Source organism: Salipiger sp. PrR002 (genome assembly GCF_010500775.1).
Taxonomy (GTDB): domain Bacteria; phylum Pseudomonadota; class Alphaproteobacteria; order Rhodobacterales; family Rhodobacteraceae; genus Salipiger.
The window spans coordinates 23,831-43,086 of the sequence record NZ_JAAGOU010000005.1; the positions used below are offsets into that span (position 1 = coordinate 23,831).

Consider the following 19,256-nt stretch of genomic DNA (forward strand, 5'->3'; position numbering starts at 1 on the left):
TTGGAATCGTTCTAATCAGCTTCGGCGAGAAGGTCCATAAAGGCCGGACCAAAGCGGTCAAAACGTCGCTCCCCGAGGATCCGCTCGAGATCTTCCGGCGCGGGATCGCGCAGCCCGGCGATCTTGGCGAGCAGCGAGGCAGAGCAGGACAGCGGCTTTTCGGTGCCGTCCTCGCCGCGGATCAGATCGGCCTGCGCGCTCATCAGCCGATCGTAGAGCTCGCCCGAACCGCGCGCGGCGGCGCGCATGCGCTGCGGGTGGGTCTCTTCGGGGGCACCGCCGGTGATCACCGAGAGGAACTCGGCGCCATAACGCTCCAGCTTCTTGGCGCCGACGCCGCTGATCGCCCCCATCTGGTCGAGGCTCTCGGGGCGGCGCTCGGCCATCTCGATCAGCGTGCGGTCGGGGAAGATCATATAGGCGGGCAGAGACGCCGCCTCGGCCAGCGCGCGGCGCTTGGCCTTGAGCGCGGACATCAGCGGGGCGTCCTCTTCGCTGACCAGCGTCTTGACCTGCGGGCGGCGCTGCGCGGCCTTGTCGATCACGTCGCGGCGCAGCTGGATGCTTTCCTCGCCGCGCAGGATCGGGCGGGCGGCCTCGGTCATCACCAGCGCGCCGTGCCGCTCGGGATCGGGGCGGACCAGATCGCGGCCCATCATCTGCCGGAACACCGCCTGCCATTGACCCTTCTTCAGGTCGCGCCCGACGCCGAAGGTGGGCAAACCGTCGTGGCCACGCTGGCGCACCTTGTCGGTTTCATTGCCCAGAAGGATGTCGATCAGATGCCCGGCGCCAAAGTTTTCGCCCGTGCGCAGCGCCGCCGACAGCGCCTTGCGCACCGCCTCGGTGCCGTCGAAAACCTCGGGCGGGCTGTCGCAGAGATCGCAGTTGCCGCAGGGCTCGGACGCCTCGCCAAAGTAGCGCAGCAGGGTCTGGCGGCGGCATCCCAGCGCCTCGGCCAGCCCCAGCAGCGCGTTGAGCCGTCCATGGTCGGCGACCCGGCGCTCTGGCGGGGCCATGCCTTCGTCGATCTGGGCGCGGCGCAGGCGGATGTCGTCGGCGCCATAGAGGGTGAGCGTCTCGGCGGGGGCGCCGTCGCGCCCGGCGCGGCCGATCTCCTGATAATAGGCCTCGATGCTTTTCGGCAGGTCGGCGTGGGCGACCCAGCGGATGTCGGGCTTGTCGACGCCCATGCCGAAGGCGACCGTGGCGCAGACGATCAGCCCGTCCTCGGTGGCGAAACGCTCCTCGACGGCGCGGCGGGCCTCGGCCTCCATGCCGCCGTGATAGAAGCAGGTGGGGTGCCCCTCGTCAGCCAGCGCGCGGGCGAGCCCCTCGGTCTTGGCGCGGGTGCCGCAGTAGACGATGCCCGAGCGGCCGCGCCGCGCGGCGGCAAAGCGCAGGATCTGCTGGCGCGGGCTGTCCTTGGGGGCGAAGGCGAGGTGGATGTTGGGCCGGTCGAAGCCGCGCAGGAAGGTCTCAGGCTGCTCGCCATCGAACAGGCGGGTAACGATCTCGGCCTGAGTTTCCTGATCGGCGGTGGCGGTGAAGGCGGCGATCGGCACATTCAGCGCGCGCCGAAGCTCGCCGATGCGCAGGTAATCGGGGCGGAAATCATGGCCCCATTGGCTGACGCAATGCGCCTCATCCACGGCGATGAGCCCGACGCCCGCCTGCGCCAGCATGCGCTGCGCGCCGCCCGAGGCCAGCCGTTCGGGCGCGAGGTACAAAAGCCGCAGCGAGCCGTCTTCGAGCCCCTGCCAGACCGCGTCGGTCTCTTCTTGCGTGTTGCCGGAGGTCAGCGCGCCGGCGTTCACCCCGGCCTCGCGCAGCCCGCGCACCTGATCGCGCATCAGCGCGATGAGCGGCGAGATCACCACGGTCAGCCCGCCGCGCAGCAGCGCGGGCAGCTGATAGCACAGCGACTTGCCGCCGCCGGTGGGCATGATCGCCAGCACGTTCTGCCCCTCGGCCACCGCCGCGACGATCTCTCCTTGACCGGGACGAAAGGCATCGTAGCCGAAAATGTCCTTCAGCAGCGCCTCGGCGGGCGCGATGTCGCGTGGCATGGGCTGGGGCCTGATTTTTTGATGACTGCTCGGGCCGCAGAATCACACACTAAGATTCGGTTAACAAGGCCTCGCGCCCCGTCCGACGCGGTGTTCCGGGCGGTGGGCGCCGGATATGCGTATTTATCAAAGAGAAGAAGCAGGGGGCGCTTCGTCTAGACGAAAATATCCCGGGGGAGGCGCGCAGCGCCGGGGGCAGAGCCCCCCATGACGCCCCCATGACCCTCAGGACCGTCGCTCAGTCCGGATCGACCTTGCCGCGCATCGCCTTGACCTCGCCGCGCTCTTTCTTGGCCTTGATCCGGCGGTTTTTCGAGCCGAGCGTCGGTTTCGTGGGGATACGGCGGCGCGGCTTTTCCAGCGCTTTGCGGATCAGCTCGGCGAGGCGCTCGCGGGCGATCTCGCGGTTGCGGGCCTGACTGCGGGTCTCTTCGACCTGCAGGATCAGCGCGCCTTCCTTGGTCCAGCGGCGACCGGCGAGGCGCTTGAGCCGCGCCTTCACCGGGCCGGGCAGATTGGGCGAGCGGTCGGCTTCGAAGCGCAGTTCGACGGCGGTCGAGACCTTGTTCACATTCTGCCCGCCGGGCCCGGAGGACCGGATGAACTGTTCGGTGATCTCCCAGTCCTCGATGGCGATATTGTCGTTGATGCGCAGCATGGCCGGGACATTAGCGTGCGCGGCGCGGCTTGCAAGCGGGGCGGTCTCGTACAGCGGGCGCGGCAAAAGCAGACGGCCCGCGCCGGAGGGGCACGGACCGTGACTGAAAGAGACGGGTCTCTCGAAGTTTTCCCCTCTAAGCCAGAGCTCTCGAAAGCCGGAGCTTCTTAAAGGGAAATGGGTCACCCTGCCTGTGGGGTGACCCATTCGAGACGTCAAGGAGGCGGGGCCGGTTAGGTCGCGCCAATTCGGGTTCCTTCACGCCAGGGGTTGCCCTAGCGCACTGCCCTCCGAACTGTTCCGACACCTTTCTCCAATGTTTCTCTAGACACTGGATCACCTCCTTTCAGCTGTTTGAAAAACGCAAGTTCAGCGTGCCACGGAATGTGGACTCCGCAAAGCATTTTTAACAGCTCACGCGAGGGAACGCGCTGCAACTGCCTTCGAAACGATCATTCGGAACGGCACCAGCGCGAGGAGGGCGAGCGAGAGCTTTACCAGCCAGTCCGCCAGCCCCAGCGAGACCCAGAGCGGCACGATCGGCCCGATGCCCAAAAGCGGCAGCGTTTCATTGGCCCAGGACACGTCATTGCCCGGCTCGAGGAAGGTGAAAGCGCCGGAGAACGCCACCGAGAAGAAGATCACCGTGTCGAGCGAGCTGCCCACCAGCGTCGAGGCCAGCGGCGCGCGCCACCATGCGCCGCCGCGCAGTCTGTCGAAGATCGCCACATCCATCAGCTGTGCGGCGAGGAAGGCGGCACCGGAGGCGATGGCCACGCGCAGCGTCACGGCGGGATAGCTGTAGCCGTCGCCCTGCAGGATCACCTGCGTGCCGATCAGCGAGCAGATGACGCCGGTGACGAAGCCTGCCAGCACGACCTTGCGCGCGGCCTGCGCGCCGTAGAGCCGGTTCATCAGGTCGGTGACCAGAAAGGCGATGGGATAGGTGAAGGCCCCCCACGTCAGCCATTGGCCGAAGAGGAACTGCACGAGGATGTTCGAGGCCAGCACGGTGGCGGCCATGGCAAGAATGCCGGGAAGATAGGAGCGTGTCATGATGGTGACCCGTTTTACAAGGTGGCGGGGAACTCGGCCCACCTGACGGGCGGACGGACGGGGGCTTACTGGTTCATCGCCTGCGGATCAAGCGATTCCGGCACGTCCACTTCGACGAACTCCGTCTTCTGGAAGAACTTGAAATTGTCGTCCGAGATCATCGTCAGCCGGATCCGCCCCGGGGCCGAGCGCCAGACAGCGAGGCCTTCGAGATTGTCGAACTCGAAGGCGCCGCTCTCGAACAGCACTTCCTCGTGGCGCACCTTGTCGCCGGTGATGTCGAAGCGGCGCACGCGGCTGCGGAAGGCGTAGCCGGTGAACTCGCGTTCGAGCAGGTAGAACTTGCCGTCGGGTCCGATGTCGGCGCCCACCGCAAGGAAGGTGCCGCTGCGGGGCAGCGAGAAGGGCTGGCTCCAGCGCGTTCCGTCGAAGCGCCAGACCGGGAAGGGTTTGGTCAACTGGCCCGAGCGTTCGGGCAGGGTGAGCAGGCGGCTCTCGGCGTCGATCGCCAGCGCCTCGAGTCCGGAATTGTTCTGCAGGTCGGGGTAGAAATCGCCCTGCGGCAGAACCGTTGCGGGCAGATCGAACCGCTCGGAGGCGTGAATGCGCGGCGGCCCTTCGAAGGAGACATAGATGCGCCCGCCGGGGCCGATGGCCAGCCCCTCGGCATCGTCGATCTCGGGGTTCATGCGCGTGCCGGTCTCATCCAGCAGCTTTTCCACCGGTGTGGCCTCGAGCCCGGTGATCACGCCGTTTTCGCGCTGGAACTGCCCCATGACGATGCTGCCACGGTCGCTGATCGCGGTGAAGCTCTGGCCGTCCTCACTGACCTCGAGCCCCGAGAATCCGCCGAACCGGTCGTGGCTGTTTTTCCAGACATAGGTGCCGACCAGATGACCTGCGCCCGCCTGTGCTGCGCCGCCTTTTTGCAGCGTCCCGGCGCAGGCCGGGAGCGCGCAGAGCGCGGCGAGGCAGACAGGGAGAAGGCCCCGGCGCAGTCCGGCTTTCAGGGACTGTGCCGGGGGAGCCTGTTCTGGGGCCGAGGGCAGGCCGGAATGGGCGGCGCTCAGCGCGCGGCGATGACGGAGGCGCATTGGGCCGGGAGGTCTCCCATCACGAGGTCACGCTTGGGCTTTGGGGTCACCTTGGGCGCGTTGGGGTCGGGCTTCGGCGGGTTGATGATGTTGTTCACCCAAGCCTGCGCATCGGCGCAGCCATCGCCCGGCGGCGGCGGGGTCTGATCGACGCAGGAGGCATCGCCGCGCGGGCAGGAGAGCCGGACGTGGAAATGGTAATGGTGGCCGTACCACGGGCGGATCTTGCGCAGCCAGGCGCGGTCGCCGGTCTCATCGTTGCACATCTGCACCTTGGCGCCGGGGAAGACGAAGATGCGGGCCACGCGCGGGTCTTGCGCGGCGGCCTTCAGCAGCGCGTGGTGCTGCGGCGTCCAGCTGCTGTTCACATAGGCCCCGGCGGCGCGGCGCATGGAGATCGACGAGATGTTCTCGCGCTGCTGGCGGGTCAGGTTGAGATTGTCCGCCGGGAGCATCCAGATATCGGCGTCGAGCCCCATCTGGTGGCTGGCGTGGCCCGAGGTCATCGGGCCGCCGCGCGGCTGGCTCATGTCGCCGACGTAAATGCCGTTCCAGCCGGGCAGCCGCGCGGCCTTGCGCGACAGGTCCTCGACGAAATCGATCAGCTGCGGATGGCCCCAGTTGCGGTTGCGCGACAGGCGCATGGCCTGCCATGTGGCACCGGTTTCGGGTAGTTGCTGTGCGCCCGCGACGCAGCCCTTGGAATAGGAGCCAAAGGCGGCGGGCTGCAGTTGGGCGGACACCTGCTGGGCGCCGAACATCTGCTTGGCACTTTTCGAGGATATCACCCCGGTGACCTTTGGAAGCTGGTCCGTGCTGGTGACTTTGGGCGCGGGTTTGTCCTCGCCGCAGGCGGCAACCGCCAAGGCGAGCGTGAGGCAAATCAGGGTGCGGATCATTCTGCTCGATCTCCGTCTGGTTTCACCCAGAGTAGCAGACCGAGGCCGATTACGAAAAGGAAGATGAGCGGCGTGACGCCGATCCGTTGCGATCCGCTCAGCGCGGTGGCAACGCCGATCAGCAGCGGCGCGAGAAAGGACGTGGCCTTGCCCGAGAGCGCAAAAAGACCAAATGCTTCGGTCATCCGCGCGGGATCGGCCTGCCGCACCATCATGCTGCGCGAGGCCGATTGCAGCACCCCGCCGCAGGCGCCGATGAGGGCCCCGAAGAGGTAAAAGGCCATGTCGGGCAGCTTTGATCCTGCGGCGACCGGCAGGCCGAAGACGGAGCTTCGGTCGACCAGCACGATGGCGATGGCGACCAGCGTCAGCAGCAGGATCATCGCCGCGATCACCGGTTTGGGACCAAAGCGCGTGTCGGCATGGCCGCCGAGCCATGCAAAGAGCGCGCCGGAGATGATCGCGATGATGCCGAAGACCCCGGTGTCGACCACCGACCAGCCGAGCACCCCCGCGGCATAGATGCCGCCAAAGGCATACATCCCGTTGAGCGCGTCGCGGTAGAACATCGACGAGGCGAGATAGGCAAAGAGCGAGGGCCGTTTGGGCAGGTGCCGCAGCGTGTCTTTCAGTTGCGTGAGGCCGCGCCGGACCGCGCCTTTCGGAGAGGCGGCGGCTTTCGGCTCTTTCACCCAGAGGAAGAAGGGGATCATAAAGACCGCATACCAAAGCGCGGTCAGCGGGCCGACGGCGCGGGTGCCCTCGCGCTGCGCCGCGTCGAGGCCAAGCGCCGGATCGAGCCCGAGGAAGGTTTTGCCGGTGGCGGCGCTCTCGGCGAAGAACGCCAGCATCAGCGCCAGAGAGATCAGCCCGCCGAGGTAGCCAAAGGCCCAGCCATTGCCCGAGATGCGACCGATCTGCTCTTTCGGGCCGAGGTCCGGCAGCATGGCGTTGGTGAAGATTGTGGCAAACTCCATGCCCACCAGCCCCAGTGCAAAGAAAAAGAGCGTGAGGATGAGGTTGAAATCCCCCGGCGCGGCGAACCACAGCATGCCCGCGCCGATCACGTAGAGCGCCGAGAAGACCCAAATCCAGCGCAGCCGGTGCCCGCCGCTGTCGGCCATGGCGCCCAGCACCGGGGCCAGCAGGGCGATGACGAGACCCGCCGCGCCGATGCCGAAGCCCCAGGCCGCCTGCGCGGCACTGCCGTCGCCCATCAGCTCTTTGACATAGGGCGCAAAGATGAAGGTGATCAGCAGCGTATTGTAAGGCTGGCTGGCCCAGTCGAAGAAGAACCAGCCCCAGATCCGCCTGCGCCGCGCGCCCGCTGTCGTCATGCCCGTCTCACCCCTCGTCGCTGGCGCTGCCAGTTCTGCTATAGACCTGTGCCGCGATAGAACAGGGCGGTGCGAGGCAAGGCAAGGCCCGGCGGAACTCTGGCCGAAGAACTGGCCAAAGAACTGGGCAGAGTTCAGGCGGCGTTTTCCTCGGCCTGCGCCAGCGGCGCGGGCACCGGATCCTGCATCGGCGGCCAGGGGCGCGCGTCCTCGGCCTCGACCCATTTTGCCACCCAGTCCGGCAATTCCGGCGAGACGCTGGGCTGCCCGAGCAGATCCATCACCCGCGCGGGCGCGATCATCCCAGAGGCCGAGGTGACCGCGGTGCGAAAGACCGCATGGCTGGCGCAGTCGCCGTCGCTCTTCCACATGCTCTGCTCGAGATACATGAAGCGGTGGTCCCAGCCGATCACCCGGCTGCGCATCTCGATCCGGTCGAAAAGCTTCACCCGCTTGCGGTAGCGCACCATCGTCCCGGCGACGGCAAAGCCCCAGCCTTCGCGTTTCATCAGCGCCAGCAGACCGCTGCGCCGCGCCATCGGCATGCGGCCAAGATCGTAAAGCGTCAGCACCCGGCCATTGTTGAGCTCGGCGAACATGTCGAGATCCCACGGCCAGCAGATGTGCCGGGTGACGCTGACCTCCCCGGTGGGCAGCGGCGCGGCGTTGCGCACGAGGAACATTTCTTTGGCGAGGCGGAAGAACGGGTACATTGGGCGCTCCTTTCGGGGCGCAAATGGGCGACAGGGTGACGCGAGCGTCAACCACGACCTCGCGGCACTCTTGAGGTTTGGCGCGACACTGCCTAGGTCTTGGGGCGCTGACACAAACAAAGGGCGCACCCGCATGCAATCGCTGTTCCAGATCCTGATGCTGATCCTCGACGTGATCTGGTTCATCATCATTGCCCATGTGATCATGAGCTGGCTGATCAATTTTCAGGTTCTCAACCTGCGTCAGCCGCTGGTCGCGCAGATCTGGGACGGTCTGAACCGCATTCTCGAGCCGGTCTATTCCACCATCCGCCGGGTGCTGCCGCCGATGGGCGGGCTCGATCTGGCGCCGCTGGTGGCGCTGATCGGCATCTATGCGATCCGCATCATCCTCACCAACAACGCCGGGTTCTTCTACGGCTTCTGAGCCGGGAAGATGTTTGGGTGAGATGGGGGGCGCGCTGCCCCCCTTGGCTCTTCGCGCCTCACCTCCGGCGATTCTTTAAAAAGAATGCGTATTTTTAAAGAGAAGAAGGGACCGGCCGCGCACCCCCTGCTTCTTCTCTTTACAAATACGCCCGCCGGAGGCGGATCCGCGATCGCGGCCGGGCGTCGCGCCGGGTTAGGGCGGCAGGGCTGCCTCTGCGGGTCTTTTGACAGCGACCGTCAGAACCGGTCGAGCAGTCTTTCGAGATATTCGAGTTCTTCCTGCGGGCGTTCGCCCTCGCCCGAGCGGCGGCGGATCTCGTCGAGCAACTCGCGGGCGCGGCGGTAGACGTCCTCGCCCTGCAGCATGGTCTCATCGGTGCCGAACTGGCCGTTGCTGCCGGAGTTGCGGCCCAGCGGGTCGCGCTGCTGGCCGGGCTCGCCACCCTGCGCCATGCCCTGCTGGCCCTGACCCTGCTGCTGTTGCTGCGCCAGCGCCTCGCCGAGGTTGCGCATGCCCTCGCGCAGCGCTTCCATGGCCTGCGACTGCTGATCCAGCGCCTCGGCGAAATCATCCTGCCGCAGCGCCTCCTCGGCACCGTCCATGGCGTCATCGGCGCGGCGCAGCGCATCGCGCGCGGCCTCGCCGGCCTCGGTGCCGGCGCCGGGCAGATTGCCGCGCTGGCGGTTCAGCTCGTCGCGCAGCGCCTGCTGGCGGTCGGCGAGGTTTTCCTCGAGCGTGCCGCCGTCGCCCTGCTGAGAGTTGCCCTGACCCTGACCTTCGCCCTGACCTTGGCTCTGCTGTTGGCCGGGGCCCTGCTGCTGACCCTGCTGACCTTGGCCGGGCTGGCCTTGTTGCTGACCCTGCTGTTGCCCCTGCTGCTGGCCCGGTTGCCCCTGCTGGCCGGGGTTGAACTGATCCTGCAACTGGCGGAACGCCTCGTCCGACAGGCCCTGCTGGTTGCGCAGCGTCTCGCCGAGACCCTCCATCGCCTGCTCGCCGGGGCTCTGGCCCTGACCGGGCTGGCCTTGGGTGACCTGCATGTTCTCCATCATCTGCTGAAGCTGCCGCAGCGCTTCTTGCGCCTCGGCCATGCGGCCCTGTTCCATCAGTTCCTGAATGCGGTCCATCATCCGCTGCAGATCGTTCTGGCTCATCTCGATCATGTTCTGATCCTGAGCCATCTGCTGCTGGTTCTGGTCGGGGTTCTGCTGCGCCTGCCGCGACAGCTGCCGCAGGTAGTCGTCGGTGGCCTCGCGCAGCTCCTGCATCAGCTCGGCGATCTCCTGATCGGAGGCACCGTTCTTCATCGCCTCGGTGAGCCGGTCCTGCGCGCGTTGCAGCCGCTCCAGCGCATCCGACAGATCGCCCTCTTCGAGCAACATCGCCAGATCCCAGAGCGCGCCGGCGATCTCGTCCTGCTGCTCGGCAGTCATGCCATCTGCGGTGAACCCCTCGAGCCGCCGCTGGATCGTGCGCAGGCGCAGGTAGGGCACCGCCGAGCGGAAGATGTCGTCGGGCTGATAGCTGACGGCGCGGAGGATCTGCACCACGTCGCGGGCGTTCGCGCGCGACCACAGCAGGGCGCGGCGCTGTTCGATCAGCGCGGCGGCCAGCGGGTCAAAGAAGCGGCGGCCGGGCAGGGTGATCACCGAGCCGGTGTCGGCACCGGTTTGGCCCGCCTCGTCGGCAACCTCGAAAGAGATGCGCACCGGCAGGTTGGCCCAAGGATGCTCGGAGAAATTCTCGATCAGCGTTTCGGTGAACTCGGTGCGGCTGCCAGCGATGGGCATGGGCAGCGGCAATTCGATCGCGGCGCGTTCCTCGGGGTCGCGGGCGAGCCCGTAGCGGCGGTCGACCTCGCTGAGCGCAAGCTCGATCCGGGCGGTGCCGGAGATCACGCCGTAATCGTCGGAGGCCTGAAAGGGGATTTGCGCGTCGCCCTCGTAGGAGGATTCGATCTCGCCCTGCTGGGCGACGGCGGGCCGCGCGTCGGGGATCACGTTGAGGTCCCAGCCGCGCCCGCCGGGGCCGTCGATCACCAGCCGACCCGATTGCGCGACGGTGAATTCCTGTGCCGTGTCCGCCGGAACCTCGGCGCCCGTAGCAGAATCGGCGGCAGGATCGGGGGTGCGGCCCGAGACGGTCTCGGCGACGCCGAGCGCGCCGATCTCGCCATAAAGCCGCAAGGTGATGCGCGCGCCCTCGGGCACGTCGAGCGATGCGGCGGTGATGTCATTGAGGTAGACCGAGGGCAGCCGGGTGTAGGCGGGCGGCTCCATCCAGCCTTCCCACGTGGGGCCGGAGGCCAGCGCCGCGCCAGAGGGGCCCATGCCGGTGACCGAGCGCATCTGCAGCACCGAGCCAAAGATCAGCGCCACCAAGAGCGCCAGCAGCGCCACATAGCGCAGGGCGAACGGGTCGGATTTCGACACCCGCAGGTCGGGCTGCACGGCGCGGGCCTCGTCAAGGAGGGCGCGCATCCGGGCCTGATGCGCCTGCCACAGCGCCTGCGAGCCGGGATCGTTGCCGCCGATGGCGGGGGTGTCGAGCGTCGCCTGAATGGGATTGCCGCGCAGCGTGCCGTCGAGGCGCAGCAGCGCCTCCTCGCGGCGGGGCCAGCGCATGCGGCGTATCCCGCGCCAGATCGCCCAGCCCCCGGCGCAGAGCGCCAGAGCGCCAGCGGCCCAAACCCATTCCACGGCAACGAGGTCTTGCAGGCCGAGCATCAGCGCCGCGATCACGACGAAGATCACCGACCAGAGCGGCCAGAACGCCCGCACGAGCCGTTCCGCCGCCATGCCCCAGAGGGTCAGGCGGAGCGGCCATCTTACCGGCTTGAGGATGTCGGCGGGCGCGCGGTCCCTTGAGGGCATGCTCGTCTCCCGGTCCTTGCTGCGGGTCTTTCCTGCGGTGCTGGACCGCAGGGGACCCGTCAGGGACGGGGTCTTACAGCCACTCCGGAAGCGTATCGCGGTTTATGATTTCCTCAAAGCTCGGTCTCTGGCGAATGACAGCGAATTGATCTCCATTCACCAGAACTTCGGGGACAAGTGCCCGCGTATTATACTCCGAAGACATGACCGCGCCGTAAGCGCCTGCCGAGCGGAAGGCCACCAGCTCGCCCGGATTGACCTGCGGCATGGTGCGGGCCTTGGCGAATGTGTCGCCGCTCTCGCAGACCGGGCCGACGATGTCGTAGGTGCTTTGCTCTCCGCCGGGGGCGGGTTCGATCACCGGGACGATGTCGTGATGCGCGTCATACATGGCGGGGCGGATGAGATCGTTCATCGCCGCGTCGAGGATCAGGAAATCGCGGCCCTCGCCGTGCTTGAGGTAGATCACCTGCGACACGAGGATACCGGCGTTGCCCGCGATCAGGCGGCCCGGCTCGATCTCGATCTCGCAGCCCAGATCGCCCAGTTCCTCGCGGATCATCTGGCCGTAATCGGTGGGCAGCGGCGGCGCTTCGTTGCTGCGGGTGTAGGGAATGCCGAGCCCGCCGCCGAGGTCGAGCCGTTCGATGCTGTGGCCGTCCTCGCGCAGTGCAAGGGTGAGATCGGCGACTTTGCGATAGGCAAGGCGGAAGGGTTCGAGATCGGTCAGCTGCGAGCCGATGTGCACGTCGATGCCGACCACCTTCAGCCCCGGCAGCGCGGCGGCGCGGGCATAGACCTCGCGGGCGCGGGCGATGGGAATGCCGAATTTATTCTCGGATTTGCCGGTGGCGATCTTGGCGTGGGTCTTGGCGTCGACGTCCGGGTTGACGCGGATGGTGACCGGAGCGGTGACGCCAAGCGCGCTGGCGACCTCCGAGATCACTTCCATCTCGGGCTCGCTCTCGATGTTGAACTGGCGGATGCCGCCCTCGAGCGCGGTGCGGATCTCGGAGCGGGTCTTGCCGACGCCGGAGAAGACGATGCGCTCGCCGGGCACGCCGGCAGCCTTGGCGCGGGCGTATTCGCCGCCCGAGACCACATCCATGCCCGCGCCGGCCTTGGCCAGCGTCTTGAGGATCGCCTGATTGGAGGCGGCCTTCATCGCATAGCACACCAGATGCGGACCCCAGCTCAGCGCCTCGTCGAACAGCAGGAAGTGCCGCAGCAGCGTGGCGGTGGAGTAGACATAGACCGGGCTGCCCACCTGCGAGATGATCTCGGGCAGGGGCACGTCCTCGGCGTGGAGAATGCCGTTGCGATAGAGGAAATGGTCCATGTCGGTCCCCGGATAACTGCTGCCGCCTAAGGGCTTCAGCGCGGGGATAAAGGATAACCCGTGGGAAGGGAACAGGGCGATGCATCGCCCGGAAACGGCGCCAAACCTTTGGGCGGGCGTCTCAGATCGGCCTTGAGCGGAACCACAGGTAGAGCGGCAGGCCGCAGCTGACGCCGATAAGGAAAGTGGCGGGAATCGCCAGCAGCGCGCTCCAGTTGCGGCGCACCGCGACCTCGGCGAGGATCCAGAGCGTCAGGGTGATGGCGGTGATGACCAGATCCCAGCTCAGGCCGGTGACCGCGCCATTGGCCTGCCACGCGGCGATCATGCCGGGCAGCGACCAGTCGTTGCCAGCCAGCCAGCCAAGCATATGCACCATCGGATGCACCGCGCGCCAGAGCGCCAGTGCCAGCCACAGGTGGCGCAGCCTCATTTGCTGGAAATGCCCATCTTCACGGTGCCGTGGATGCTGACGCCGGGCTCGGGCGTGCTGTCCTTGGGCTCGGGCCGGGTCGGGGCGCCATCGGCGCCGCAGGCGGCGAGCAGAAGTGCAAGGCCAAGGGCCTGTGCGCTGCGGATGATCATCGGTAGTCCTCGCATTCCTTGCGATCTTTGCGCGCCCGGATAGGTCGGGGGCAGTCTCGCTCAGGAACCAGTTTCGCTCAGGACGCGGGGCGCGGCAAGTCGGCTGCCGCGCCGGGTACCTGTGTTCAGGTACCAGTCTTGCCGGGCGCCTGTCCTCAGGTGCCGACGCCAACCCGGACCGGGCCGCGTCCGGCGGAGACACCCACATGGGGTTTCACGCCGCCGGGGCCGATCGAAACGCCGGTGTTGACCCTTGGGCCGCGCGTGTTGGGATCCTCGCAGGCGGCGAGAAACATGGTCACGGCGATCAGGGTCAGTCCGGCGAGTCTTGTCATCCGAGGATTTCCTTCCATCGGGCCACCTGCTCGCGCACGCGGGCCGGGGCGGTTCCACCATAGCTCATTCGGCTTGCCACCGAATTATGCACGCCCAGCACATCGAAGATACCCTCGGAGATTGCGTCGTTGACCGATTTCATCTCCTCAAGCGAAAGATCGCTCAGATCGCAGCCTTTTTTCTCGGCCATGGCCACAAGCGCGCCGGTGACATGGTGGGCGTCGCGGAACGGCAGGCCGGTTTCGCGCACCAGCCAATCGGCAAGATCGGTGGCGGTGGAGAAGCCCGAGGCGGCGGCGGCCTCGAGGTTTGCGACATTGCCGGTCATGTCCTTGACCATGCCTTCCATCGCGGCGAGCGCCAGCATCAGGTTGTCGGCGGCGTCGAACACCTGTTCCTTGTCTTCCTGCATGTCCTTCGAATAGGCCAGCGGCAGACCCTTCATCACCATCAGCAGCGCGACATTGGCACCGAAGATGCGGCCGATCTTGGCGCGGATCAGTTCGGCGGCGTCGGGGTTCTTTTTCTGCGGCATGATCGACGAGCCGGTGGAGAAACGGTCCGACAGGGTCACGAAGCGGAACTGGGCCGAGGACCAGATCACCAGCTCTTCGGCAAAGCGCGACAGATGCATGGCGCAGATCGAGGCGGCGGCGAGGAACTCCAGCGCAAAATCGCGGTCCGACACGGCGTCGAGCGAGTTGGCCATGGGCCGGTCGAAGCCAAGCGCCTCGGCGGTCATCTGGCGGTCGATCGGGAAGCCGGTGCCCGCAAGCGCGGCGGCGCCGAGCGGCGATTCGTTCATCCGCTTGCGCGCGTCCCGCATGCGCGACAGATCCCGGGCGAACATCTCGACATAGGCCATCATATGGTGACCCCAGGTGACCGGCTGCGCGGTCTGCAGGTGCGTGAAGCCCGGCATCACCCAATCGGCGCCAGCCTCGGCCTGACCCAGCAGCGCCTTCATCAGCGCCAGAATGCCGCCCTCTGCGGCGTCGCATTGGTCGCGCACCCAGAGGCGGAAGTCGGTCGCCACCTGATCGTTGCGCGAGCGCGCGGTGTGCAGGCGGCCAGCCGGTTCGCCGATGATTTCCTTCAGACGCGCCTCGACGTTCATGTGGATGTCTTCCAGTGCGGTGGAAAACGCGAAGTCACCGCCTTCGATCTCTGACAAGACCGTGAGCAGACCTTCCCGGATCGCTTCGGCGTCGCTAGTCTCGACGATGCCTGTGGCGGCGAGCATGGCCGCATGGGCCCTCGAGCCGGCAATATCCTGCGCCGCCAGCCGCTTGTCGAAGCCGATCGAGGCGTTGATCGCCTCCATGATCGCATCGGGTCCTGCGGCGAAACGGCCGCCCCACATCTGGTTCGAGGTCTTGTCCGACATGTGCTGCCTTTCCGGAGGGAAGATGAAAAAACTGGCCTTGGCGATCCTCTATACCGCCGGTGTTGCGCTTGCAAATCCGGCGCTCGCCGATGTGCAGAGCGCCAGCGCGTTGCGCGAGGGCGAGATGAAGAAGCTGGTGTTCCACCCGGCGCCGAAACCGGCGGGCACCGAGGGGTTCATCGACTTCGAAGGCAACCCCAAGGCGCTGTCCGACCTCGAAGGCAAATGGGCGCTGGTGAACTTCTGGGCCACATGGTGCGCGCCCTGCCGCGAAGAGATGCCCGCGCTTTCGGCGCTGCAAAAGGACATGGGCGGCGACAGCTTTGAGGTGGTGACCATCGCCACGGGGCGCAATCCGCCGCCGGCGATGCAGAGCTTCTTTGACGAGATCGGCGTCGACAATCTGCCGCTGAACCGCGACCCGAAGTCGAAACTGGCGCGGCAGATGGCGGTGCTTGGGTTGCCGGTCTCGGTGATCCTCAACCCCGAGGGCGAGGAGGTGGCGCGGCTGACCGGCGATGTGGACTGGGCATCCGAGAATGCGCGGGCTGTGCTTGCGGCGCTGATCGGCGGCGAGAGCTGACATTCAAACCGGCGGACCTAATAGACTGCCGGGACTAAAACTGGCGGGCCTAAAAAAGCAGAGCCTAAAAAAGCAGGGCGAGACAAGCCCGCCCTGCTGCACTGGTTACCCTATTACCGTCACTGGTTACCGGGGCACTTGTTACTAATTCAATCCAAGTTAAAATTTCATTAGAAAATCATTTGGAAATTGGAGCTGGGTTATTTGGCTCCGTAAGGTCGAAGAGCAATTACCGAAGCGCCAGAGAGACGCGGTGCACCCGCGAGCTGTCGCCGTTCAGCGCGTTCTGCTGCCAGCTTTCGCGCGGCGCGCCGATGTCGTCGAGATCGGTGCCGCCCGTGGCGATCAGCCCGTCGTTGCCCCATTCGGCCCAGGCAAGCCCGGTCGAAGTGCGGCGCGTTTCTCGAATGCGCATCTCGCGGCGGCCGTCGGCGTGCACGATCTCATATTCGCATTCGCCCAGCGTGCGGGCGCAGCTGTCAGGCTCGAACCGCGTGACTGCGCCGTTGGCCGCAACGCTGAGCAGCACCTCGCCGCGCCGGTCCGTGTAATAGCGCCCGGCATAGGGGGCATCGCCGCTTGCGCCGTCGAAGATGTCAAAGCGGAATAGGCCCTGAACTTCGCCGCGCGCCAGATGGCTGACCACCCGGCCTTCCTGATCTTCCATCACCAGCAGCGAGCCCGGCGCGAAGCGCGCGGTTTCCATCTCGACGTCGGCGTGCAAAGGCGACGCGCAGATCGCCGCCAGCAGTGCTGTGAAAAATACGCGCATGGCAGTGCGCTCCTTTTCGATGGGCCCCCACCCGTTAATTAAATCTCGGCGAATTGCGGCGGGAAATCAAATATCAGACAAAAATTCGCCGCAAATTTAGAAAATTCACGGACAGTTCTGGTTTGTGGGTTTGGACTGTTTCTGAAATACGCGCCTATCTGGCGCGAATCGCGGAAGGACGCCGTGAGCGCCTGCCTTTTTTAAGCCAATATTGACGTTCTCAGCGGCAATATGTGCCAGCGCGGTAGCGGGCCGTGTCGAAATGAAAGTGATCTTGGTGGAAACGATCCGACTCCGGGCCCAGAACCGTACCAAAGGGACCGCAGGCGTCGCTGTGCAGGCTGCGCAGGATGCGGCCGCGGCTGCCGCCACCCCAGTCGCGCAGCACAGAGATCTCGCTGCCGTCGCGCAGTTGGATGGCGGAAATGTCGATGGCGCGGCCCTTGCCGTGTTCGCTGATCTTGGCGCCGGGCTGGTTGTTGCGCGCGCGGCAGGCGTAGCTCGCGGCCACGCGCAGACCCTTCACACCGCCGCCGGTGCTGCCGACAGCGGGCTTCACCGCGGTGTCGACCCATGTCTTCAGCGCGCGGGCGGTGGTGCAGTCGATCGTCGCGCGGGTGCTCAGCGACAGGCCGGAAACGCTGCGCAGCTTTATCGCATCGGTGATGCCGCAGCCGTTGATGCGGCCGGGTACATTGCCGATCGGCGTGCCTTGAAGTTCGGGGTCGCCGCAGACCGCGCCGCGCTGCCTTTGCTTGCGCAGCGCCAGCGCCTTTTCGATCACCGCCTGACTGCGCCGCAGCGGGCGCAGCGAATTGCCGATGGCCTGCGGTGACCGCGCTGCGAAGGCGAGGGCTGGCAGGGCAGGGGGGAGGTTGGTGCCCAGAGTGGTGCCCGAATTTGCACCTGCATTCGGAGCTTTCCGCTGGACCGTGCCATTCCCGGTAACCACGGGGGGTGCCGCGGGCTCTGGCGCTTGCCGCAGCATCCGCTCGACCGGACGAAGCGAGGTTTCGGGCGCGGCACCAAGCGGCGATGCCAGAAGCATCAGTGCCGCCAGTGCCATCGCCCGAGCAATCATTTTTCCACCTTCACCCGTCCGAAATCCGGTGCATCCGTGTCCTGACCGGCCTGCAGAATGCCCCGACGAATTTCCCGCGTCCGGGTGAAGTAGTCAAAGAGCAAATCGCCATCGCCGGTGCGGATGGCACGTTGCAGCGCAAAAAGCTCTTCGGTGAAGCGTCCGAGGATCTCCAGCGTGGCCTGTTTGTTGGTCATGAAGACGTCGCGCCACATGGTGGGATCCGAGGCCGCGATACGGGTGAAATCGCGGAAACCGGCGGCGGAGAACTTGATGACCTCCTGATCAGACACGCGGCGCAGGTCGTCGGCCACGCCCACCATCGTATAGGCGATGAGGTGCGGTACATGGCTGACCACGGCGCAGACCAGATCGTGATGCTCGACATCCATGCGCTCGGTCTTGGCGCCGAGCGCCTGCCAGAAGGTCTCGAGCCGGGCCGTGGCATCCTCAGACGCGCCATCCGGCACGATCAGGCACCAGCGGTTGTCGTAAAGCGAGGCGAACCCGGCGTCGGGGCCGGAATGCTCGGTGCCCGCCATCGGGTGGGTGGGGACAAAATCCACGCCCTCGGGCAGATGCGGGCGCACCGCCTCGATGACCTCTTTCTTCACCGAGCCAACGTCGGTGATGGTGCAGCCGGGCTTCAGATGCGGCGCGATGGTCTCGGCGATCGGCCCCATGGCGCCGACCGGCACGGCGAGGATCACCAGATCGGCATCCTTCACCGCCGCCGTCAGATCATCGACGATCTCGTGGCAGAGGCCGAGCCGCCGCGCGGTCTCGCGCGTTTCGGCCGAGCGCGCGTAGCCGGTGACATGGGAGGCCATGCCAGCGCGCTTCATCGCCCAGAAGATCGACGAGGCGATGAGGCCCAGACCGATCAGGGCAACGCGCTGGTAGTCCTGCGTCTCGCTCATCGCGCGCCTGCCTTGAACTGCCCCACCAGATGCGCCACCCGGCGGCACGATGCCTCGTCACCGACGGTGATGCGCAGCGCGTGCGGCAGCTTGTAGCCGGTGGTGCGGCGCACGATCACGCCCTGCGACTGCAGGTAGCTGTCACAGGCCTCGGCTTCGTCCTGCGAGCCGAAGCGGGCGAGGATGAAGTTCGCGGTGGAGGCATCCGAAGACACGCCATGCTCGGCCAGCGCCTCGCCCAGCCATGCGCGCATGCGGGCGTTCTCGGTGCGGCACTTCTCGACATAGGCGGTGTCGCGGATCGCGGCCTCGGCAGCGGCCAGTGTCAGCGCGGTCACGTTGAACGGGCCGCGCACGCGGTTGAGCACGTCGATGATTTCTTGCGGGCCGTAACCCCAGCCGATGCGCATGCCGCCCAGACCGTAGAGCTTCGAGAAGGTGCGGGTCATGAAGACATTGGGCCGGTCGGTGGCCAGTTTGGCGCCGCCGTCATAGCCCTCGACATATTCCGCATAGGCGCTGTCGATCACCAGAATGGCGGTTTCGGGGATGCCGTTCGCCAGCCGCTCCAGCTCCGCCAGCCCGATCATCGTGCCGGTGGGATTGGCGGGGTTGGCGACGAAGACCAGCTTGGTGCGCTCGGTGCAGGCGGCGAGGATATTGTCGACGCTGACCACGCGGTCCTGCTCGGCGACCTCGATGGGGGTGGCACCGGCGGCCATGGCCGAGATCTTGTGCATGGCAAAGCCGTGCTCGGTGTGGATCACCTCGGTGCCCGGACCGGCATAGGCTTGGCACAGAAACGCGATGATCTCGTCCGAGCCGTTGCCGCAGATGACGCGCTGGGGATCAAGGCCCCAGACCTCGCCGATGGCCTCGCGCAGTTCGATGTGATCGGACGAAGGATAGCGGTGCATCTCATGCACAACGCGGCGCACCGCCTCCTGAGTCGCATGCGACGGGCCGAAGGGGTTCTCGTTCGAGCTGAGCTTGATCACGTTCGACACGCCCGCAAGATGGGACTTGCCGCCCACGTAGAGCTCGATGTCCATGATGCCGGGTTGCGGTTCGATGCCAGCCATTGCGGTCTTTCCTCAGCTAAGATGCCGTGTCGTCATAGCGCG

19 protein-coding genes are annotated in these 19,256 nt (G+C 66.3%); 2 read left to right on the forward strand and 17 right to left on the reverse strand.

The features are described 5' to 3' along the window. Nucleotides 1-11: 11 nt before the first annotated feature. From recQ to G0A00_RS06650, 7 genes are all read right to left on the reverse strand, one after another. Nucleotides 12-2,069 carry a DNA helicase RecQ gene (gene recQ / locus G0A00_RS06620; protein ID WP_164179886.1) on the reverse strand — a complete coding sequence of 686 codons (2,058 nt, stop codon included), beginning with the start codon at nt 2,067-2,069 and terminating at the stop codon, nt 12-14. A 238-nt stretch (nt 2,070-2,307) separates the two neighbouring features. Further along, nucleotides 2,308-2,727: an alternative ribosome rescue aminoacyl-tRNA hydrolase ArfB gene (gene arfB, locus G0A00_RS06625; protein ID WP_164179887.1), complete on the reverse strand. Its 420-nt coding sequence runs from the start codon at nt 2,725-2,727 to the stop codon at nt 2,308-2,310. A gap of 414 nt (nt 2,728-3,141) precedes the next feature. Beyond that, nucleotides 3,142-3,783: a queuosine precursor transporter gene (locus G0A00_RS06630; protein WP_164179888.1), complete on the reverse strand. Its 642-nt coding sequence runs from the start codon at nt 3,781-3,783 to the stop codon at nt 3,142-3,144. Nucleotides 3,784-3,848: 65 nt separating this feature from the next. Continuing rightward, nucleotides 3,849-4,877 (reverse strand): esterase-like activity of phytase family protein, encoded by a 1,029-nt coding sequence (locus tag G0A00_RS06635; RefSeq protein ID WP_164179889.1) that lies wholly within the window; start codon nt 4,875-4,877, stop codon nt 3,849-3,851. Further along, nucleotides 4,850-5,776 (reverse strand): penicillin-insensitive murein endopeptidase, encoded by a 927-nt coding sequence (gene mepA, locus G0A00_RS06640; RefSeq protein WP_066103559.1) that lies wholly within the window; start codon nt 5,774-5,776, stop codon nt 4,850-4,852. The genes G0A00_RS06635 and mepA overlap by 28 nt, the downstream gene beginning before the upstream one ends. Beyond that, the gene (locus G0A00_RS06645; RefSeq protein ID WP_164179890.1) at nt 5,773-7,113 is read right to left on the reverse strand and encodes an MFS transporter; all 1,341 of its coding nucleotides are present in this window, start codon (nt 7,111-7,113) and stop codon (nt 5,773-5,775) included. The genes mepA and G0A00_RS06645 overlap by 4 nt, the downstream gene beginning before the upstream one ends. Nucleotides 7,114-7,247: 134 nt before the next feature. Continuing rightward, nucleotides 7,248-7,826 carry an acyl-CoA thioesterase gene (locus G0A00_RS06650; RefSeq protein WP_164179891.1) on the reverse strand — a complete coding sequence of 193 codons (579 nt, stop codon included), beginning with the start codon at nt 7,824-7,826 and terminating at the stop codon, nt 7,248-7,250. A gap of 133 nt (nt 7,827-7,959) precedes the next feature. On the opposite strand from G0A00_RS06650, the gene G0A00_RS06655 reads away from it, so the two are divergent. Then, nucleotides 7,960-8,253 carry a YggT family protein gene (locus G0A00_RS06655; protein WP_164179893.1) on the forward strand — a complete coding sequence of 98 codons (294 nt, stop codon included), beginning with the start codon at nt 7,960-7,962 and terminating at the stop codon, nt 8,251-8,253. Between the two features lie 239 nt (nt 8,254-8,492). On the opposite strand, the gene G0A00_RS06660 is transcribed toward G0A00_RS06655, so the two are convergent. The 6 genes from G0A00_RS06660 to argH all read right to left on the reverse strand — a co-directional run bounded on the left by G0A00_RS06660 (nt 8,493) and on the right by argH (nt 14,776). Further along, nucleotides 8,493-11,129 (reverse strand): TIGR02302 family protein, encoded by a 2,637-nt coding sequence (locus tag G0A00_RS06660; RefSeq protein ID WP_164179894.1) that lies wholly within the window; start codon nt 11,127-11,129, stop codon nt 8,493-8,495. A gap of 73 nt (nt 11,130-11,202) precedes the next feature. Continuing rightward, nucleotides 11,203-12,468 (reverse strand): diaminopimelate decarboxylase, encoded by a 1,266-nt coding sequence (gene lysA / locus G0A00_RS06665; protein WP_164179895.1) that lies wholly within the window; start codon nt 12,466-12,468, stop codon nt 11,203-11,205. Nucleotides 12,469-12,589: 121 nt separating this feature from the next. After that, a complete protein-coding gene (locus tag G0A00_RS06670; RefSeq protein ID WP_164179896.1) occupies nt 12,590-12,901 on the reverse strand; it encodes a DUF2834 domain-containing protein in 312 nt (103 codons plus the stop codon). Next, nucleotides 12,898-13,068, reverse strand: a complete 171-nt coding sequence (locus G0A00_RS06675) for an argininosuccinate lyase (protein ID WP_224905961.1) — start codon at nt 13,066-13,068, stop codon at nt 12,898-12,900. Before G0A00_RS06675 ends, G0A00_RS06670 begins: the two co-directional genes overlap by 4 nt. Before the next feature lie 140 nt (nt 13,069-13,208). Next, entirely contained in the window at nt 13,209-13,388 is a 180-nt protein-coding gene (locus G0A00_RS06680; protein ID WP_066103575.1) for a hypothetical protein, read from the reverse strand. Further along, nucleotides 13,385-14,776 carry an argininosuccinate lyase gene (gene argH, locus G0A00_RS06685; RefSeq protein ID WP_164179897.1) on the reverse strand — a complete coding sequence of 464 codons (1,392 nt, stop codon included), beginning with the start codon at nt 14,774-14,776 and terminating at the stop codon, nt 13,385-13,387. Before argH ends, G0A00_RS06680 begins: the two co-directional genes overlap by 4 nt. Before the next feature lie 22 nt (nt 14,777-14,798). Here argH and G0A00_RS06690 point away from each other — a divergent pair, with 22 nt between their 5' ends. After that, nucleotides 14,799-15,359 (forward strand): TlpA disulfide reductase family protein, encoded by a 561-nt coding sequence (locus tag G0A00_RS06690; protein WP_164179898.1) that lies wholly within the window; start codon nt 14,799-14,801, stop codon nt 15,357-15,359. A 229-nt stretch (nt 15,360-15,588) separates the two neighbouring features. Here the strand turns inward: G0A00_RS06690 and G0A00_RS06695 are convergent, their stop codons facing one another. The 4 genes from G0A00_RS06695 to hisC form a co-directional block, all read right to left on the reverse strand. Further along, nucleotides 15,589-16,131 carry a hypothetical protein gene (locus tag G0A00_RS06695; RefSeq protein ID WP_164179899.1) on the reverse strand — a complete coding sequence of 181 codons (543 nt, stop codon included), beginning with the start codon at nt 16,129-16,131 and terminating at the stop codon, nt 15,589-15,591. Nucleotides 16,132-16,351: 220 nt separating this feature from the next. Next, complete coding sequence (locus tag G0A00_RS06700) at nt 16,352-17,212, reverse strand: extensin family protein (RefSeq protein WP_164179900.1); 861 nt, start codon at nt 17,210-17,212, stop codon at nt 16,352-16,354. Beyond that, nucleotides 17,209-18,132 carry a prephenate/arogenate dehydrogenase family protein gene (locus G0A00_RS06705; RefSeq protein ID WP_164179902.1) on the reverse strand — a complete coding sequence of 308 codons (924 nt, stop codon included), beginning with the start codon at nt 18,130-18,132 and terminating at the stop codon, nt 17,209-17,211. Before G0A00_RS06705 ends, G0A00_RS06700 begins: the two co-directional genes overlap by 4 nt. Further along, entirely contained in the window at nt 18,129-19,214 is a 1,086-nt protein-coding gene (gene hisC, locus G0A00_RS06710) for a histidinol-phosphate transaminase (protein WP_164179904.1), read from the reverse strand. The genes G0A00_RS06705 and hisC overlap by 4 nt, the downstream gene beginning before the upstream one ends. Nucleotides 19,215-19,256 lie beyond the last annotated feature (42 nt).

Coding starts and splice junctions, on each gene's coding strand:
- mepA (WP_066103559.1), bottom strand. CDS start 5,776: ATGATCCGCACCCTGATTTGCCTCACGCTCGCCTTGGCGGTTGCCGCC.
- G0A00_RS06690 (WP_164179898.1), top strand. CDS start 14,799: ATGAAAAAACTGGCCTTGGCGATCCTCTATACCGCCGGTGTTGCGCTT.
- G0A00_RS06650 (WP_164179891.1), bottom strand. CDS start 7,826: ATGTACCCGTTCTTCCGCCTCGCCAAAGAAATGTTCCTCGTGCGCAAC.
- G0A00_RS06670 (WP_164179896.1), bottom strand. CDS start 12,901: ATGAGGCTGCGCCACCTGTGGCTGGCACTGGCGCTCTGGCGCGCGGTG.
- G0A00_RS06655 (WP_164179893.1), top strand. CDS start 7,960: ATGCAATCGCTGTTCCAGATCCTGATGCTGATCCTCGACGTGATCTGG.
- G0A00_RS06630 (WP_164179888.1), bottom strand. CDS start 3,783: ATGACACGCTCCTATCTTCCCGGCATTCTTGCCATGGCCGCCACCGTG.
- G0A00_RS06675 (WP_224905961.1), bottom strand. CDS start 13,068: ATGCGAGGACTACCGATGATCATCCGCAGCGCACAGGCCCTTGGCCTT.
- G0A00_RS06705 (WP_164179902.1), bottom strand. CDS start 18,132: ATGAGCGAGACGCAGGACTACCAGCGCGTTGCCCTGATCGGTCTGGGC.
- argH (WP_164179897.1), bottom strand. CDS start 14,776: ATGTCGGACAAGACCTCGAACCAGATGTGGGGCGGCCGTTTCGCCGCA.
- G0A00_RS06695 (WP_164179899.1), bottom strand. CDS start 16,131: ATGCGCGTATTTTTCACAGCACTGCTGGCGGCGATCTGCGCGTCGCCT.
- recQ (WP_164179886.1), bottom strand. CDS start 2,069: ATGCCACGCGACATCGCGCCCGCCGAGGCGCTGCTGAAGGACATTTTC.
- G0A00_RS06680 (WP_066103575.1), bottom strand. CDS start 13,388: ATGACAAGACTCGCCGGACTGACCCTGATCGCCGTGACCATGTTTCTC.
- G0A00_RS06645 (WP_164179890.1), bottom strand. CDS start 7,113: ATGACGACAGCGGGCGCGCGGCGCAGGCGGATCTGGGGCTGGTTCTTC.
- G0A00_RS06700 (WP_164179900.1), bottom strand. CDS start 17,212: ATGATTGCTCGGGCGATGGCACTGGCGGCACTGATGCTTCTGGCATCG.
- G0A00_RS06660 (WP_164179894.1), bottom strand. CDS start 11,129: ATGCCCTCAAGGGACCGCGCGCCCGCCGACATCCTCAAGCCGGTAAGA.
- arfB (WP_164179887.1), bottom strand. CDS start 2,727: ATGCTGCGCATCAACGACAATATCGCCATCGAGGACTGGGAGATCACC.
- G0A00_RS06635 (WP_164179889.1), bottom strand. CDS start 4,877: ATGCGCCTCCGTCATCGCCGCGCGCTGAGCGCCGCCCATTCCGGCCTG.
- lysA (WP_164179895.1), bottom strand. CDS start 12,468: ATGGACCATTTCCTCTATCGCAACGGCATTCTCCACGCCGAGGACGTG.
- hisC (WP_164179904.1), bottom strand. CDS start 19,214: ATGGCTGGCATCGAACCGCAACCCGGCATCATGGACATCGAGCTCTAC.